The organism is Lysobacter sp. CA199, from assembly GCF_052078715.1.
Lineage (GTDB): Bacteria > Pseudomonadota > Gammaproteobacteria > Xanthomonadales > Xanthomonadaceae > Lysobacter.
This window is the reverse complement of sequence record NZ_JBQJIL010000016.1, coordinates 12,819-26,669: the sequence shown is the minus strand read 5'-3', so window position 1 is coordinate 26,669 and position 13,851 is coordinate 12,819. Positions and strand designations below refer to the sequence as shown.

23 protein-coding genes and 1 other RNA gene are annotated in these 13,851 nt (G+C 63.7%); 19 read left to right on the top strand and 5 right to left on the bottom strand.

From position 1 onward, the window contains the following. The first annotated feature begins 46 nt into the window (after window positions 1-46). The 18 genes from ACTOWJ_RS25945 to ACTOWJ_RS25860 all read left to right on the top strand — a co-directional run bounded on the left by ACTOWJ_RS25945 (window position 47) and on the right by ACTOWJ_RS25860 (window position 9,344). Window positions 47-226, top strand: a complete 180-nt coding sequence (locus ACTOWJ_RS25945) for a DNA-binding protein (RefSeq protein WP_441337512.1) — start codon at window positions 47-49, stop codon at window positions 224-226. A 38-nt stretch (window positions 227-264) separates the two neighbouring features. Next, a complete protein-coding gene (locus ACTOWJ_RS25940; protein ID WP_441337511.1) occupies window positions 265-588 on the top strand; it encodes a helix-turn-helix domain-containing protein in 324 nt (107 codons plus the stop codon). 11 nt (window positions 589-599) lie between these two features. Then, a complete protein-coding gene (locus ACTOWJ_RS25935) occupies window positions 600-1,535 on the top strand; it encodes a hypothetical protein (RefSeq protein ID WP_441337510.1) in 936 nt (311 codons plus the stop codon). 4 nt (window positions 1,536-1,539) lie between these two features. Continuing rightward, entirely contained in the window at window positions 1,540-3,327 is a 1,788-nt protein-coding gene (locus ACTOWJ_RS25930; protein WP_441337509.1) for a hypothetical protein, read from the top strand. Beyond that, entirely contained in the window at window positions 3,321-4,502 is a 1,182-nt protein-coding gene (locus tag ACTOWJ_RS25925) for an AAA family ATPase (protein ID WP_441337508.1), read from the top strand. Before ACTOWJ_RS25930 ends, ACTOWJ_RS25925 begins: the two co-directional genes overlap by 7 nt. Before the next feature lie 91 nt (window positions 4,503-4,593). After that, window positions 4,594-4,875, top strand: coding sequence for a hypothetical protein (locus ACTOWJ_RS25920; RefSeq protein WP_441337507.1), 282 nt, complete (start codon window positions 4,594-4,596; stop codon window positions 4,873-4,875). Beyond that, window positions 4,868-5,083: a hypothetical protein gene (locus ACTOWJ_RS25915; RefSeq protein ID WP_441337506.1), complete on the top strand. Its 216-nt coding sequence runs from the start codon at window positions 4,868-4,870 to the stop codon at window positions 5,081-5,083. Before ACTOWJ_RS25920 ends, ACTOWJ_RS25915 begins: the two co-directional genes overlap by 8 nt. Then, on the top strand, window positions 5,076-5,879 hold the full coding sequence (locus ACTOWJ_RS25910) for a hypothetical protein (RefSeq protein WP_441337505.1): 804 nt from the start codon (window positions 5,076-5,078) through the stop codon (window positions 5,877-5,879). The genes ACTOWJ_RS25915 and ACTOWJ_RS25910 overlap by 8 nt, the downstream gene beginning before the upstream one ends. A gap of 5 nt (window positions 5,880-5,884) precedes the next feature. Continuing rightward, window positions 5,885-6,406, top strand: coding sequence for a host-nuclease inhibitor Gam family protein (locus tag ACTOWJ_RS25905; protein ID WP_441337662.1), 522 nt, complete (start codon window positions 5,885-5,887; stop codon window positions 6,404-6,406). Continuing rightward, entirely contained in the window at window positions 6,400-6,594 is a 195-nt protein-coding gene (gene csrA / locus ACTOWJ_RS25900; protein ID WP_441337504.1) for a carbon storage regulator CsrA, read from the top strand. The genes ACTOWJ_RS25905 and csrA overlap by 7 nt, the downstream gene beginning before the upstream one ends. Further along, window positions 6,581-6,952, top strand: coding sequence for a hypothetical protein (locus ACTOWJ_RS25895; protein WP_441337503.1), 372 nt, complete (start codon window positions 6,581-6,583; stop codon window positions 6,950-6,952). The genes csrA and ACTOWJ_RS25895 overlap by 14 nt, the downstream gene beginning before the upstream one ends. Beyond that, entirely contained in the window at window positions 6,949-7,287 is a 339-nt protein-coding gene (locus ACTOWJ_RS25890) for a hypothetical protein (RefSeq protein ID WP_441337502.1), read from the top strand. Before ACTOWJ_RS25895 ends, ACTOWJ_RS25890 begins: the two co-directional genes overlap by 4 nt. Then, window positions 7,284-7,517, top strand: a complete 234-nt coding sequence (locus tag ACTOWJ_RS25885) for a hypothetical protein (RefSeq protein WP_441337501.1) — start codon at window positions 7,284-7,286, stop codon at window positions 7,515-7,517. Before ACTOWJ_RS25890 ends, ACTOWJ_RS25885 begins: the two co-directional genes overlap by 4 nt. Further along, window positions 7,514-8,113 carry a hypothetical protein gene (locus ACTOWJ_RS25880; RefSeq protein ID WP_441337500.1) on the top strand — a complete coding sequence of 200 codons (600 nt, stop codon included), beginning with the start codon at window positions 7,514-7,516 and terminating at the stop codon, window positions 8,111-8,113. Before ACTOWJ_RS25885 ends, ACTOWJ_RS25880 begins: the two co-directional genes overlap by 4 nt. A 72-nt stretch (window positions 8,114-8,185) precedes the next feature. Then, the gene (locus tag ACTOWJ_RS25875) at window positions 8,186-8,458 is read left to right on the top strand and encodes an HU family DNA-binding protein (RefSeq protein WP_441337499.1); all 273 of its coding nucleotides are present in this window, start codon (window positions 8,186-8,188) and stop codon (window positions 8,456-8,458) included. Between the two features lies 1 nt (window position 8,459). After that, window positions 8,460-8,533, top strand: an RNA gene (locus ACTOWJ_RS25870) — hammerhead ribozyme type II. Further along, window positions 8,531-8,983 carry a gp16 family protein gene (locus ACTOWJ_RS25865; RefSeq protein ID WP_441337498.1) on the top strand — a complete coding sequence of 151 codons (453 nt, stop codon included), beginning with the start codon at window positions 8,531-8,533 and terminating at the stop codon, window positions 8,981-8,983. Before ACTOWJ_RS25870 ends, ACTOWJ_RS25865 begins: the two co-directional genes overlap by 3 nt. Continuing rightward, window positions 8,970-9,344, top strand: a complete 375-nt coding sequence (locus tag ACTOWJ_RS25860; RefSeq protein WP_441337497.1) for a Mor transcription activator family protein — start codon at window positions 8,970-8,972, stop codon at window positions 9,342-9,344. The genes ACTOWJ_RS25865 and ACTOWJ_RS25860 overlap by 14 nt, the downstream gene beginning before the upstream one ends. Window positions 9,345-9,784: 440 nt before the next feature. Here ACTOWJ_RS25860 and ACTOWJ_RS25855 read toward each other — a convergent pair whose 3' ends face one another. The 5 genes from ACTOWJ_RS25855 to ACTOWJ_RS25835 all read right to left on the bottom strand — a co-directional run bounded on the left by ACTOWJ_RS25855 (window position 9,785) and on the right by ACTOWJ_RS25835 (window position 12,969). Continuing rightward, window positions 9,785-10,090 carry a lysozyme inhibitor LprI family protein gene (locus tag ACTOWJ_RS25855; protein ID WP_441337661.1) on the bottom strand — a complete coding sequence of 102 codons (306 nt, stop codon included), beginning with the start codon at window positions 10,088-10,090 and terminating at the stop codon, window positions 9,785-9,787. Between the two features lie 265 nt (window positions 10,091-10,355). Then, window positions 10,356-10,805, bottom strand: coding sequence for a hypothetical protein (locus tag ACTOWJ_RS25850; RefSeq protein ID WP_441337496.1), 450 nt, complete (start codon window positions 10,803-10,805; stop codon window positions 10,356-10,358). Window positions 10,806-11,056: 251 nt separating this feature from the next. Next, window positions 11,057-11,515: an FKBP-type peptidyl-prolyl cis-trans isomerase gene (locus ACTOWJ_RS25845; protein WP_441337660.1), complete on the bottom strand. Its 459-nt coding sequence runs from the start codon at window positions 11,513-11,515 to the stop codon at window positions 11,057-11,059. Between the two features lie 268 nt (window positions 11,516-11,783). Then, entirely contained in the window at window positions 11,784-12,221 is a 438-nt protein-coding gene (locus tag ACTOWJ_RS25840; RefSeq protein ID WP_441337495.1) for an SRPBCC domain-containing protein, read from the bottom strand. Then, window positions 12,151-12,969, bottom strand: a complete 819-nt coding sequence (locus ACTOWJ_RS25835) for a helix-turn-helix domain-containing protein (RefSeq protein WP_441337494.1) — start codon at window positions 12,967-12,969, stop codon at window positions 12,151-12,153. The genes ACTOWJ_RS25840 and ACTOWJ_RS25835 overlap by 71 nt, the downstream gene beginning before the upstream one ends. 119 nt (window positions 12,970-13,088) lie before the next feature. Here ACTOWJ_RS25835 and ACTOWJ_RS25830 point away from each other — a divergent pair, with 119 nt between their 5' ends. Continuing rightward, entirely contained in the window at window positions 13,089-13,493 is a 405-nt protein-coding gene (locus ACTOWJ_RS25830; RefSeq protein WP_441337493.1) for a hypothetical protein, read from the top strand. The last annotated feature ends 358 nt before the right edge of the window (window positions 13,494-13,851 follow it).

Genomic DNA, 13,851 nt, shown 5'->3' with positions numbered 1-13,851 from the left:
AATTAAATTACCACTTCGGGATTAATTGAACATCTGAGGTAACGAAATGACCCCATCGCAATTGAAGGCCAAGTTCCGCCGTGAGGGCCGGACCTTTTCCGACTGGGCTCGTCAGAACGGCTTTAAGCCGGACCAGGTCAGCCGAGTCGTCAACGGTCGATCGCCTGCCAATTACGGCAAGGCCCATGAGATCGCTGTCGCACTCGGCCTGAAGCCCCAGTCCTAAGCCGCCATCTGACCACCCCTTATTAGGAGTTCGCAACTGTGGCGAAGGATAAAACCAGCACTTCGGGAATTTCGAGCGCCGGGCAGCGTGTCCTCCGGGTGTTCAAAGCTCTCAAGGGCTATTCCATCGAAGGCATTAGCAACGGCGATCTGGCACGTGGTCTGAACGAAAGTCCGGCCAACGTTTCCCGAGCACTCGCGACCCTGATCGAAGAAGGGCTCGCCATCAAGTTAGACAACGGCCGCTTCGCCCATTCCGTGCAGACCTTGCAGATCGCGTTCGCACACGCCAGCGCCGTCGAACGCATTCAATCCCGCATTTCTGAGTTCCAGCAGCGCCTTGCTGCCGGCCTCAATCGTTGAAGGAATCCCATATGGCACGCACCAAAAACCCAACCGTGGCAGCGATCGAGCCGGCTCAGACCGCCCTGGCGGAAACGGCCCAGCAACAAAATCAGATGGCAGTGATTTCCGGCCAGATCGCGGAGGAGTTCGGTGACGGACTTCCCTATGATCGCAGCCGTTACATCGAGAAAGCCCGCTGGCACATGCAGCGCAGCGCGGAAGAAGCGCTGGAAGTAGGCCGCTGCCTTTTGGTCATGAAGGAATGCGAGCCGCACGGCGAGTTTCTCACGTGCCTGCAGTCGCTTGGCATGGAGCCTCGGCTCAGCCAACGCATGATGCAAGCAGCGGTGCGGTTCTCGAATGCGTCGACGTCGACGCATTTGGTCGAGGCCGCCAAGTCCAAATCGAAGTTATTCGAGTTGATGGTGTTGGACGATGACGATCTTGACGCGCTGTCGAGCGGCGGAAGTGTCGCCGGCCTAAAGCTGGACGACGTCGAGCGTATGTCCGTGAGCGAGCTTCGTGCCGCTCTGCGAAAATCTCGCCAATCCGAAAAGGATTCCGAAGATACGCACAGCCGCTTGCTCGCCAAAAAGGACGAGCGCATCAATCAGCTTGATCGAAAGCTCGCCCAAGCCGATACCGCCAAACGCGCGCCGAACAGGCAGGAGGCCGACCGCCAGGACGCCGAGAGCGCGCTGCTGGCCAAGCTCCAGAACAGCGCGATGAAGCTTTACGGCGAGATCACCCCATTTGCCCAGGACGTCGCCGACTGCTTGGAAGGCGCCCCCTCGGAATCGTTCGCCACAGCGGTGACCACGACGGTGCAGTGGCTGTTCCAGCGCATCAACGAAGTGGCCCTAGCGCACACGATCCCGGTCGATTTCGCCGAAGTGGTAACGCCTTCGTGGATGGGCGATCTGCTGAATCAATCCCCGAACAGCCGCGCCGCAGCGGGGGCCTGACGCCATGCGGACAGACCTCGCCGAACTGGACTATCTGCGGGGACTGGCCGAGCGGTTGGGCCAGGCCAAACACGGAACGAAACGCGGGCTGGTCGAGGCCGCCGCCAATTTCTTGAGGTGCAGCGTGAAACAGGTGTATCGAAAGCTAGAGGACGCCGGACTCGCGCCCGACCGCAAGACGCGCGCCGATCGCGGCACGACCGCGGTTCCCGAGGAAGTTGCGCGCAAAGCCGCTGGTTTGGTGCGCATGGCGCAGCGTGCCAACGGCAAGCGCACGCTGACCATGAAAGACACGCTGCCGATCCTCCAGGCGAACGGCTACGGCGCCGTAGATACGGCGACCGGGGAAGTCACCCCCATCAACGTCTCGCCGACGACGCTCGCGCGGGCCATGCGGTTGTATGACTGCCATCCGTCGCAATTGGCGATTCCGTCCGCTCATACGGTCCAACGCAGCCTGCATCCGAACCATGTCTGGCAGATCGACGCCTCAGTGTGCGTGATCTTTTACCTGCCGCGTGGCGGGGTGCGGATCATGGAGGAAAAGGAGTTCTACAAGAACAAGCCGCAGAACGTGGCCCGGATCGAGCGCGACCGCGTCATTCGCTATGTCATCACCGATCACACCAGCAGCAACTTCTATCTGGAGTACGTCCTCGGCGCCGAGACGGCCGAAAACATCATCAAAGTGTTTCTCAACGCGATTCAGTACCGCAGCGCCGATGATCCGTTCCACGGCGTTCCGCACATCCTCATGATGGACATGGGCGCGGCCAACACCAGCGGATTGTTTCGCAATCTGCTCAAGCGGCTGAACGTGATCGATATCCCGCACTTGCCGGGCAATCCCCGAGCAAACGGCCAGGTCGAAAAGCACCAGGACGTGATCGAGTGCGGATTTGAGGGCCGCCTCGCATTTCAGCGCGTGGATCAACTGGATCAGCTGAACGCCCTGGCGACGCGATGGCGTAAGGCGTTTTGCAGCCACGCCAAGCACACCAGGCACGGCCGCACACGCAACGCCGCGTGGCTCATGATTCGCGAGGAGCAGCTGCGCCTGGCGCCACCGATGGAGTTTTGCCGCGACCTGGTCACGACCCGTCCGGTCGAAGTCACCGTGCGCGGTGACCTGACCGTCACCCACGCTTTCAAGCAGTTCGGTCGCAACAGTTACGACCTGCGCTTTATTCCAGGCGTTGCCCCGAAGCAGAAGGTTCAGGTGGTCGTGAACCCCTATCGGGCACCCGCGATCGACGTCGTGCTGACCGATTCCAAAGGTCAGGAAAGTCTCTACACGGTCGAGCCGATCGCCAGGGATACACACGGCTTCCCGCTGTCGGCGCCGGTCATTGGCGAGCGCTACCGCGCCATGCCCGAATCCGACACCGATCGCAGCCGCACGCGGATCAACCGCGACGCCTACGGGGTTGATACCGAGCGCGAGGTGGACGCCGCCCGCAAAGTCCGTAAGCCGGCGTTCGAGGGACAGTTCGACGTCATGGCCGACGTGGATCAGACGGCACTGCCCGAGTACCTGCCGCGCCGTGGCCGCGATTTGGGGCTCGACGGCCGCCATCGCGAATTGGCGCCGCTGAACCATATCGACGCGGCGAAGCAACTTAAAACCGCGCTGGGCGATGCGTGGACGCGCGAACACTTCGGCTGGCTACAGCAGCGATACCCGGACGGTGTGCCGGCGGACGCGATCGCCGCCATCGCGACCGAACTTTCCAAACCGACCCGGGTCGCCGCGCCGCTGCGCCTGGTCAAAGCAGGGGGTGAACCGTGCTGAACATCAAAGCACTTGTTGAACGTCTCGGCGTGTCCCAGCAGAAGCTCGCCGACGCGATGGGTCTCTCGGGCGGGACGTTGGCGCAGATCGTCAATCACGAACTTTGGCCCAAGCGCACGCCGCGCGACACGCTGATCCAAAAAGCCAATGCCTTCTTGCTGGCCAACGGCGCCAGTCCGACCGATATCCGCTCAGCTTTCCAGACCACGCCGACAGCGCAAAGCAGCGCGACCCCGGACGACACCACGAATCAGGAGCCTCCCATGTTGCTTCGCCATCAAACGCTGTTCCCCGCCACCAAGAAGCACTTCGGCATGTTCCGTGATCCGTTCGATGCGGACGTGACCTGTCACGACGACGTGTTCGTCAGCCCCGATATCCGATACGTCCGCGAGGCCATCTTCCAGACGGCCAAACACGGCGGCTTCCTGGCGGTGTACGGCGAAAGCGGCGCCGGCAAAAGCACGTTGCGCCGCGACCTGATGGATCGCGTCAACCGCGAGCAGTTGGACGTTGTCATCATCGAGCCGTATGTCCTCGGGATGGAGGACAACGACATGAAGGGCAAGACGCTCAAGGCCACGCATATCGCCGAAGCGGCCTTGAACAGCGCCGCGCCATTGGAAGGCGCGAAGTCCAGCCCGGAGGCGCGCTTTCGTCAATTGCACCGCGTACTACGTGATTCCAGCCGCGCCGGAAAATCGCATGTGCTGATCATCGAAGAGGCGCACAGCCTTCCCATCGTCACGATCAAACACCTGAAGCGCTTCTTCGAGTTGGAGGACGGATTCAAGAAGCTGCTGGGCATCATCCTGATTGGCCAGAACGAACTTCGCTTGAAGCTGGACGAGCGGAACCCCCAGGTGCGCGAAGTCGTGCAGCGCTGCGAAATGATCGAACTGGCGCCGTTGGACGCGCGCATGGAGGAATACCTCAAATTCAAGTTCGATCGCCTCGGCAAGCCGTTGGGCGACGTCATCGACGAAAGTGGCCTGAATGCACTGCGCGAACGGCTGACGGTTTCTACCGGCCGGCGTAACGGCAGCGTGGGCGGGCGCGACAGCACTTCGATGCTGTATCCGCTGGCGATCAACAACCTGCTGACCGCCAGCATGAACTTGGCCGCCGAGATCGGCGCCCCGCGCGTAACCGCCGACGTGGTGCGCGAAATCTGACCCGCATTGCCACGACCGGCCGATCGATCACGCGGCCGGTCCCTGTCTCCCTCCGAGGCGGTTGGGCCGCCTCTTTCAAGGAATCCTCACCATGAACCCCAGCACACACCGGGTCTACGAAAAGGCGCGAAACGTCATCGGCGCCTTGTTCGCCCTCAGTGACGCCGACGCCAGCGTTGCGCACGTCGAAATCACCGAACAGCGCCCGATCATCACGCTTCGATCCCGCCCGTTGCGCACGCCGAAATCGGCGTGTGGCTTCACCTATCGGCGCTATCGCCTGTTCGGCATCCAGCGCGGGTTTGAACTGGCCGGTTGCCGGGTCCAGTGGGTTGAGCCGCGTCGCCTGCGCGGAAGTGCGCTCTATGTCTAAGAACATCTTCGTAGTGCTGCCCGCCGCGCGGGTTGTGGACACCGAATCGTTCGCGGCCCCGACCGCTGCGTTGCGTCACGCGCAGAGTCAAGCGACGACGCTACGCGCTACGCACATCGTCTTTGAGGTGGCTTCTACCCTGCGGGTGTTCCCGCAGTTGCCTTCCGAACCGGCGGCACACGGCGGCGGGGAGACGGCGAATGGCTAAGCCTGCGCTAACGCAAGCCGTGACGAAGGCACTGACGGGCTTCGGCCACGGTGCCGCGACCCTCGATGACATCCTGGGCGTCCTGGACTACGTGGATGCGCAACGCCGCGACGTGTCCAAGTGCCTCACGGACCTGTGGGACTCCGGGGCGGTGGTATCGGGCCTTGACGACGGCAAGGTGACGTATCGCCTTGCACGGTCCACGCATGCGGCGGATACCGCTCCCGTAGCGTTGCAGGCTTCGGGCGCAACCGAAGCCGCGACGACTCCGACCGTCGCGCCGGCTGTCGCTCGCGATCCGAAGGCGATCACGCTGGCTGGCGAGGTTCGACTCATCCTCGCCGGTGGCGAGCGATTGACCGCGGCCGCAGTGCGCGATCGGCTGAGCGTCAAGGCCTCGGCGACGCGCGTGAGTTCGGCATTGCTCGCGATGTATCGCAGCGGCGACGCAGATCGCGAAGCGGACGGTAACGGACGCTGGGTGTGGTGGAAGCCGTCGCCGCCGGCGGTCATCAAGCTCAATCGCCCGCAGCCGCATGTGGTGCTTTCGGCCGAGACCATCGCCGCCGTCGCCGCCGTCCTCGCGCCCGTCACTTCGCCGAGCCAATGCGACCCGCCGCCCGATCCGCTGGGCCTGCGGGCTCGCTTCGACGCCGTGCTGGATGACGTCGAAGCCCTGGTCGTGGACTCCTTCGACGCCCGCGTGTCCCCGCAATTTCTCAAGCACCTCACCGCTGCAGCGTTTGACCTTAACCGCGCACTGCGCCGCCTCACCCCGGAAGGATTCGCCCTTTGACCACGATGACCCAAATCGAAGAGACCGCCCGCCGATACGCCGCCCTGCGCGACGATCTCGGCGAAGCGATCGGCACCATGAACACCGCGTTCGACGCAATCAAAGAAAAGTATCTCGATCGTGTGCGCGCAGCGTTGCACGACTTCAACACTGCCGAGGACGAACTGCACACGCTGCTGCGCAACGCGCACGAACTGTTCGGCAAGCCGCGCACTCGCATTTTTCACGGCATCAAGGTCGGCTTCCAGAAAGGCAAGGGCGGCCTGTCGATTCAGGACGAAACGCGGACGGTCAAGCTGATCCGCAAGCACCTCACCGACCAAGCCGACGCATTGATCCGCGTCACCGAGAAGCCGGTCAAAGACGCATTGCAGCAGTTGGACGCGACCACGTTAAAGAAGATCGGCGTGGAAATCGTCAGCGCCGGCGACGACGTCGTCATCCGCGCCACCGACACCGATCTGGACAAGTTCATCAAAGCGCTGCGCGGCGACGCCGGCCTCACCGAGGAGAATTCCGAATGCTAGTCCTGGCCCGCCGCGTCGGCGAGACGCTGAACATCGGCGATGAAATCACCGTGACTGTGCTTGGCGTCACCGGCAATCAGATACGTATCGGCATCACTGCGCCGAAGAGCGTGGCCGTGCATCGCGAGGAAATCTATCAGCGCATCCAGCGCCGGGAGCAGGAGGGCGATCGTCATGCTGATCCGTAACTCTTCGCTGTTGCGTGGCGCTCAGGCCGACGCTCGCCGTTCCTTCGTCAAGCTGCTCGGCGTCTACGCCACCAAGGTTACGCTGCAGGCGAATGCCGTCGCGGCCCGTGCTAAGCGCGTCGCACCGGATCGTCAGTCCGTGGTCAGCCAGATGGGGCGAGAAGCCTCGAACCTGGATACCGCTGCCCGCTTGTTGCGCGAAGCGGCGGAACGGCTGGCACCGCCGGTCAGCGATGTCCAACGCGGCGCGATCCGCGCCGCGTTGGCCCACCGTTGGCCCGACGAAAACCCGGTCGAGATAGATCGCGACGTGGCGTCCGTGTGCGAGGCGCTGACCGCCTTGAGGGGGACGCGTTGAAGAAGCCACACGCCATCACGCCCACGGATACCCGATCGAAGCCGGGGCCGCTGTCTCGACCTCCGACCGACGCCGACGTTGACGGCGCCGAATCGTCGGAACTGCGCAGACTGGCCATCCAGATCGCCGACAGCGCGGCCCGAAGCGATATCGAAGTGAATTGCGGCTTCGTGACTGACCCGGCCGGCGTGACCTGGTACGACACCGACCACGCGTTTTTTGAGTGCGATCGCGCACTCATCGACGTCGCGTTGCGCTACCTGCAAGTTCGCGGCGTGGTGCGATGCCACCCGGTCCATGCAAACCGCGTGACCTTCCCGGAGATCGCGGAATGACAGAAGGCTCTGCCGCGCTCTATCTGTTGCGGGTCGCTGATCGGACGTTCGGCGTCGGCTATCGCAATCGGGCGCATCGCCATGCGTTTCGCGGTGGTGCGGTGGCCCGATGCGAGGGAATGCCGGAACGCGCCCCTTATGGCGTCGGCAATCGCTTGCACCAAAGCCTGCGCGCCGCCTGGCTGGACGGTTACCAGCGCATGCGTGCCAGCGAGACGGGCGCGCGGTGATGGTGCAGATGACGTGCCCGTGCTGTTTCGCCGAATTTCCCGTCGAGGCCGGGCTGGTCGAGGCGGACGGCAAGCGCCTGGCGGCGGCGCTCGGCGTCATGGACGCGGACCTGGTGCGCGTGTTGTTCGGGTATCTGCGCCTGCACAAGCCGGCACAGCGGGCGCTGGCGCAGCACAAGGCGTTGACGTTGGCCGTCGAGATTGGCGACTTGGTCGCCAGCGGAGAAGTTCGGCGCAACGGCGTGTCGCGGCCGGCGTCGCTCGCGGTCTGGGCACAGGCGATCGAACAGATGCTCGAAGGGCGGAGCAGCCTGCGGCTGCCGTTGAAAGGCCACGGCTACTTGCTGGAGGTGGTGTTCGGCCTGGCCGACCGCGCCGACGCAGAAAACGAGCGCGAGCGCGAGCAGCGCGTCCGCGAAGGGCGCCGCCCCGACGCCGTCGCGCAGCCCAAGCCCAAGACGTCCGATGCGCAAGCGCGCCGGGAAGCGCTGGAAAACGAGCTGTATGACATCGCCCATCGCCTTCGGTTCGAGCAGATCAGCGAACAGGACGCCCAACGGCTACGGGCCGAGGCGCCCAAGAAACACGGTTTTTAAGTTACCGCCGGCGACGTGGTGCTGCGCCGCCGGCCTCCCTTCCCCCAGCACCACATCAAGAAGGTATTTCCCATGACCAAGCAAGACCTGATCAATGCCCTGTCGGACCGCACCGAACTGACCAAGACCGATTGCGGTCGTCTGCTCGATGGCCTGGTCGCGACCGTGCATGACAGCCTGAAGCACGGCGCCGAGGTGTCGATCCCCGGCGTCGGCAAGTTCAGCGTCAAGCGCCGCAACGCCCGGCAGGGCCGCAACCCGCAGACGGGCGAAAGCGTCGATATCGCCGCAAAGACGGTACCGGTGTTCTCGGCTGCGAAGGGTTTGAAAGACGCGGTGGCGTGAATCGCGAAACGTCGGGGGCCGCGCGCCCCCGACGTCTGCCGGGCGTGGTAGCCCGGTACTGATGAGCAGCCTATGACCCGCCCGACCCAACAACTCAGCCGCAAGCAACTGATCACGTTGATCCACGTGGCCAAGCGTGAGCTCAAGCTGGACGAAGAGACCTACCGCATGGCGTTGGTCACCGGCGGCGGGCACGCATCGTGCGCGGACATGACCGATGCGGGGCTTAAGCGAGCCCTCGCGCATTTTCGCTCTCGGGGCTTCGTGGCTCGGAGCGGCCGATCCGGCGACGATCGCCGCCAGGCCAACGATCCGCAATCCCGGAAAATCCGATCACTGTGGCTTCAACTGCATGCGGTCAGCGCTGTCCGCAATTCCTCCGAAGCCGCGCTTGGTGCGTTCGTTAAGCGCATGACGGGGATCGACACGCTAAATTGGCTGAACACGGAGCAGGCCAGCCGGGTAATCGAGGAATTGAAAGCATGGCTGCACAGGACGAGCGGGGTGAGCGATGGCCAAGGGTGATCGCGGCCCAAACGCATTAGATTTTTTCAGCGACGTGGCGTCGCAGGCGCGCGGCCTGTTGCTGGAGCATGACGTTTGCAATGAAGAGGCGGCGCGGCTGATCGGTCACGAACTAGGCCAGCGCATGGCCGAGCATTGGGGCGGCCAGAGCCTGTACGTACCCCAGGGCGTGGCCCTGCGCGTGCTGCCGATCCACGCCGAAATCTACCGGCGGTTCACCGGGCGCAATGCCCCGGAACTGGCCCGTGAGTACGGGCTGTCCATCCAGTGGGTCTATCAGGTCATCAAGCGCATGCGGCGCCGGGACCGGACGCAGCCGGACCTCTTTGACGGGGTGGACGGCGGCCTGTTCTCAGCATAGGCGCCCGGCCTTGTTTCGCCAGTGGCGGTATGGCTAACCTCTGCCATTCCTGGGGGCAAAATGGGGCAACGTTCGATGAAGGTCTCACGGTTACTGCTGGTAACTCTCGGCGCTACCCCAGGCGCCGCATCGGCCGCCTCCGGCCATGCCGGTGACAACTACGCTCTCGGCTTGTTGCTTCTCCCTGTAATCGCGGCCGTCCTAGCGTTTGGCGAGCGACCGTTCCTACGCCACTTCCTGAAATCACTCGGAATGCTTGCGATTATTGGATTTGCTAGCGTCTTGTTGTTGGCGGTGGTCCGCCGCTTGGATATTGCACTGGTCACCGATCCCGCGACCTTTTCTATCGTATTGGTGCTGGGAATGGGAATCGGACTCTGGTTGGCTAAGCGGAAGCAGAGACGATCTGGCCCGCCAGACGAATAGAGCGCTGACCTTAGTTAGAAGAACACTCGAAGTTCTCTTGCGCGGTCCACGTTAAGGCGCATGTCGCATTTCCACGTTTCCCCGCTGGCCGTCGTCTGCGATGATTCAAGCTTGCAATGTTCGTCTCGATACTTGATCCAAGATTTCTGTGACGACTCCAGTTTTGGGAGAAGTTGCGGGTTTTCCTTGGACAGTTGGGCGTGCAACCGCTTGTACAGGTAAGTGATCTCAAGCTTGGCTTGGTCTGATACCTCCACAGAGCAATTGCCGTCTGCGACTCTGCTCGATCCGCCAAATCGATTAATGCATGACTGGTACATGCCGGCGTAGTCCGGGAGATCAGCGGCGCTAAGTGGGCCGGAGATCGCAGCAAGAACTATCGTTAGAACCGTGGCTCGCATAAGACCCTCCTGGGCTCAACTCAAATTTGCGCCGCTGACTAGCCTCGCGAAAGGCTACCCGATTCTTCCCCGGCGCGATCTGGCGGATGCTAATGCAGTTGCCGCGAGGTCAACCGAGACCCGGTCCTCGTGGTCAAGCGTGGCCCGCGCTTCTCGGTATGTGGCCGCGCAGTAAAATACCGGGTCAATCCGTAAGTATCAGATACTTACCTAATATTTTATTGAGTTCTTGAGGCTGGACGATGAGCCATTTCATTAACTTCGCGCGCTCACTTGCATACTTGGCCGGGGGAAACGAGTTGTACAACTCGAGATCGACGAACTTGTGCCAAAGCGTCGTCTCCAAGTATTCCTGCACCTCGGGACCGAAAAGCCACCGTGCCGCCTGAACGCTGCTGAGGTATTCAAATTGCTGACTTGGCTCTAGTTTTCCGTGGCCATAAGCTTGGGTTAAAGCCTTTCGGGCGGCCTCGTACACCAGAAATCGCCTGTCGAACAGATCGAGCTTTAACTTGTTACGTGCAGTACGGTACTGCCGATACGCGATCCAAGCCGCGAGACAAGCGACCAGCAGGGCGACAATGGGCTGAGCGATCGCTGAGACGTAGGCGGTCCAATGCGGTTCACAAGTCATGAGCTTCCCTTCCCCTGCGGCTCTCTCGGCATTTCGGATAGTGTAACGCCGTTACAATTTGGCCTCCGTTCTCTTCCGGTTTCATCCGGCCTAGTCCGGGTTATCCCCTAACTTCCCTTCCATTTATCCCGATAGGGATCAGGGCGAACGGTCCGCGAGCGAGCGGCCCAGCCATCGCCCCCTCCTTGGCAGTAGCTGTTGCTGTTCCCCTTTGAAAAAGGGGGCAGGGGGATTCGCTTCTGAGCCTTACTTCACTGCCCCACAATCCCAAACAGTTCGACTTCGAATACCAGCGAGGCATCCGGCGGAATCGCTCCGCCGCCCGCGCCGGCGGCGCCGTAGCCCAGGTCCGGCGGCACCATCAGCACTCGCTTGCCGCCCACGCGCATTCCGGCCACGCCGTCGTCCCAGCCGCGGATCACCCGGCCTGCGCCGAGCAGGAAGCTGAAAGGTTTGCCGCGGTCGTAGGAACTGTCGAACTTGCTGCCGCGCTTGTCGGCCGCCTTCTCGTCGTAGAACCAGCCGTTGTATTGGACGATCACTTCTTGGCCCGGCTGCGCGACCGCGCCGGTGCCGACGCGTTCGTCGATGGTCTGGAACTGGGCGATGCGGCCGTTGAGCACCTTGGGCGCGGCGGCCTGTTCGGCTTGCGCGGCGGGTTTGTCGCAGGCGGACAGACTCAAGACGCAGGCGGCCAAGGCCAGCGCCAGCGGCACTGCGCGGACGGTGCGGCGCAACGCCGAGGGCGAACGGGCCGGATTTGGATCGCGGGAGCGGAAACTAGGGAAAGACACGCGCGGCCTCGCAGGGTTGATCGATCAGGCGCACAGCTTAGCGGTTGTGACGCGTTGGATCGCTGGTAAGCCGTGTGGCGGGACTTCGGAGTTGCGCGGTGGTGGGCAGGGCGCGGTCGCGGCTTGCGCCGTTCCTACAGTCGGGGGTGTGGGAGTGGGGTGGCGGCTACGCTGGTTTGGCGGATCAGGCTATGCGCTGTTCGTATTCGGCTTCCAGCCGGGTGTGGGTGCGCCAGAATCCGTCCGGGGTTTGTCCCGACAAGCGTGCGATCAAAATCCCCAGGTGCGTGTGCCAGCCGCCGCAGACGCTGATGATTTCGTCGCGGCCGGCCAGGCGGCGATGGGTGACCACCAGCCGTACCTGCGCGCCCTGGGCGCTGAGTTCGAAGCTGACTTCCGAGGGCGCGTCGTGGTCTTCGCTCCAGGTGTAACTGAACAGGTACGGCGGATCGATCGCGGTGATGCGGCCGTGGTTGCGCCGATCTGCCGCTCGCCGCTTAGAGCAAGCGCTCGCGAGTGGACGCGTCGATATTCCGCCGCACGCGCCGGCCTCAGTGCGAAGCGGTGGGCGAGGGTTCCAGGCTGGCGGCCAGCGTGCGCATCGCCCGTGCGGTGGCGGCATCGGCGGGGAAGAAGGACTCGATCGCGATTTCCGACAAGGTCACGTCCATCGGCGTGCCGAACACGGTGGTGGTGCTGATGAAGGACAGGTCGCCGAGTTCGCTGCGCACCTGGAACGGCACCGCGACCAGACTGGATGCGGGCACGTCGTTGTCGTCGAAGTCGTCCGGCGCGGGATAGGCGGCCAATTCCTGGTACAGCTCGGACAACGCCGGATCGCCGGTCGCGTCGATCTGATGGCGCAGGCGATGCAGCAGATGCGCCCGCCATTCGCCCAGATTGATGATGCGCGGCGCCAGGCCTTCCGGGTGCAGGCCGACGCGCAACACGTTGGAGGGGCGCGCGAGCAGGAAGTCGGGGACGCCTGCGAGCAGCGGAACCAGCGAGCGGTTGTGTTCGATCAGATTCCAGTGCCGGTCCACCGCCAGCGCCGGGTGCGGCTCGTGGCCGTACAGCACCAGCTCGATCGCCGCATGCGCCTCGCGCAGCGCCGGATGGTCGAGTGCGCGCTCGGCGTAAATCGGCGCCAGACCCGCGGCGGTCATCAACTGGTTGCGCTCGCGCAGCGGCACGTCCAGACGGTCGGCCAGGCGCAGCAGCATCGCGCGGCTGGGCAGCGAGCGGCCGGTCTCGATGAAGCTGACGTGGCGGGTCGAGATCTGCGCCAACTCGGCCAGATCGAACTGGGTCAGGCGGCGACGCTGGCGCCAATCGCGCAGCAGCTCGCCCACGGGGCGTTGTTCGTTCATGCCGCGAAGATAGCCCAGCGCCGCGTTCGGTGGCATTACCTGTGGGGTAATCGACCGGCCGTGCGGGCGGGTGTGTGATGGCTTCGACCTAAACAACGAACGATCACAGGAGAACGATCATGGCCATCGCCACTCATGCCCCCGCCTCGCAACTGCTGCGCCGGGTGATTCTCGCCGACGCGGTAGTGTCCGGCGCCGCCGGGCTCTTGCAACTCGCCGCCGCCGGGCCCTTGTCGGGCTGGCTGGCGATCGACGCCGGCTGGCTGCGCGGCGCCGGTTGGATCTTGATGGCTTGGCTGGCGTTTCTGCTGTGGACGCTGAGCCGACGCGAGATCGGCGCGCCGCTGGTGTGGACCATCATCGGCGTCAACCTGGCATGGATCGCGGCCTCGGTGCTGGTGTTGGTGGAAGGCGCGATCGCGCCCAACGCGCTGGGCATGGCCTTCGTGTTGGCGCAGGCGGCGGTGGTCGCGGTGTTCGCCGAACTGCAGTTCTTCGGTCTGCGTCGGCAACAGCGCGGCTGAGTGGGGCGGTCGCCGATGCGAATGTTTTGATGTAGGTGTAGGGGCTGAGCGAGCTGCGGCCGTCCGGTCGCGGCTCGCTTCGTTGGTGGGGGTGGGTTCGCGGTCGCGGCTTGCGCCGCTCCTACAAGGGGCGGGGGTTGGGGTCGGCGAGGCGCGTCGATGCGGCGATGTCTTGGGGTAGGAGCTGCGCGAGCTGCGACCGTCCGGTCGTGGCTTGCTTCGTTGGTGGGGGTGGGTTCGCGGTCGCGGCTTGCGCCGCTCCTACAAGGGGCGGGGGTTGGGGTCGGCGAGGCGCGTCGATGCGGCGATGTCTTGGGGTAGGAGCTGCGCGAGCTGCGACCGTCCGGTCGTGGCTTGC

Excerpts from the sequence above, each read along its gene's own strand:
- ACTOWJ_RS25920 (WP_441337507.1), top strand. The coding sequence starts at position 4,594 with ATGAACCCCAGCACACACCGGGTCTACGAAAAGGCGCGAAACGTCATC.
- ACTOWJ_RS25910 (WP_441337505.1), top strand. The coding sequence starts at position 5,076 with ATGGCTAAGCCTGCGCTAACGCAAGCCGTGACGAAGGCACTGACGGGC.
- ACTOWJ_RS25835 (WP_441337494.1), bottom strand. The coding sequence starts at position 12,969 with ATGAACGAACAACGCCCCGTGGGCGAGCTGCTGCGCGATTGGCGCCAG.
- ACTOWJ_RS25830 (WP_441337493.1), top strand. The coding sequence starts at position 13,089 with ATGGCCATCGCCACTCATGCCCCCGCCTCGCAACTGCTGCGCCGGGTG.
- ACTOWJ_RS25840 (WP_441337495.1), bottom strand. The coding sequence starts at position 12,221 with ATGCCGCCACCGCACGGGCGATGCGCACGCTGGCCGCCAGCCTGGAAC.
- ACTOWJ_RS25850 (WP_441337496.1), bottom strand. The coding sequence starts at position 10,805 with ATGACTTGTGAACCGCATTGGACCGCCTACGTCTCAGCGATCGCTCAG.
- ACTOWJ_RS25865 (WP_441337498.1), top strand. The coding sequence starts at position 8,531 with ATGACCCGCCCGACCCAACAACTCAGCCGCAAGCAACTGATCACGTTG.
- ACTOWJ_RS25860 (WP_441337497.1), top strand. The coding sequence starts at position 8,970 with ATGGCCAAGGGTGATCGCGGCCCAAACGCATTAGATTTTTTCAGCGAC.
- ACTOWJ_RS25930 (WP_441337509.1), top strand. The coding sequence starts at position 1,540 with ATGCGGACAGACCTCGCCGAACTGGACTATCTGCGGGGACTGGCCGAG.
- ACTOWJ_RS25885 (WP_441337501.1), top strand. The coding sequence starts at position 7,284 with ATGACAGAAGGCTCTGCCGCGCTCTATCTGTTGCGGGTCGCTGATCGG.
- ACTOWJ_RS25895 (WP_441337503.1), top strand. The coding sequence starts at position 6,581 with ATGCTGATCCGTAACTCTTCGCTGTTGCGTGGCGCTCAGGCCGACGCT.
- ACTOWJ_RS25875 (WP_441337499.1), top strand. The coding sequence starts at position 8,186 with ATGACCAAGCAAGACCTGATCAATGCCCTGTCGGACCGCACCGAACTG.
- ACTOWJ_RS25935 (WP_441337510.1), top strand. The coding sequence starts at position 600 with ATGGCACGCACCAAAAACCCAACCGTGGCAGCGATCGAGCCGGCTCAG.
- ACTOWJ_RS25855 (WP_441337661.1), bottom strand. The coding sequence starts at position 10,090 with ATGTACCAGTCATGCATTAATCGATTTGGCGGATCGAGCAGAGTCGCA.
- ACTOWJ_RS25905 (WP_441337662.1), top strand. The coding sequence starts at position 5,885 with ATGACCCAAATCGAAGAGACCGCCCGCCGATACGCCGCCCTGCGCGAC.
- ACTOWJ_RS25915 (WP_441337506.1), top strand. The coding sequence starts at position 4,868 with ATGTCTAAGAACATCTTCGTAGTGCTGCCCGCCGCGCGGGTTGTGGAC.
- csrA (WP_441337504.1), top strand. The coding sequence starts at position 6,400 with ATGCTAGTCCTGGCCCGCCGCGTCGGCGAGACGCTGAACATCGGCGAT.
- ACTOWJ_RS25945 (WP_441337512.1), top strand. The coding sequence starts at position 47 with ATGACCCCATCGCAATTGAAGGCCAAGTTCCGCCGTGAGGGCCGGACC.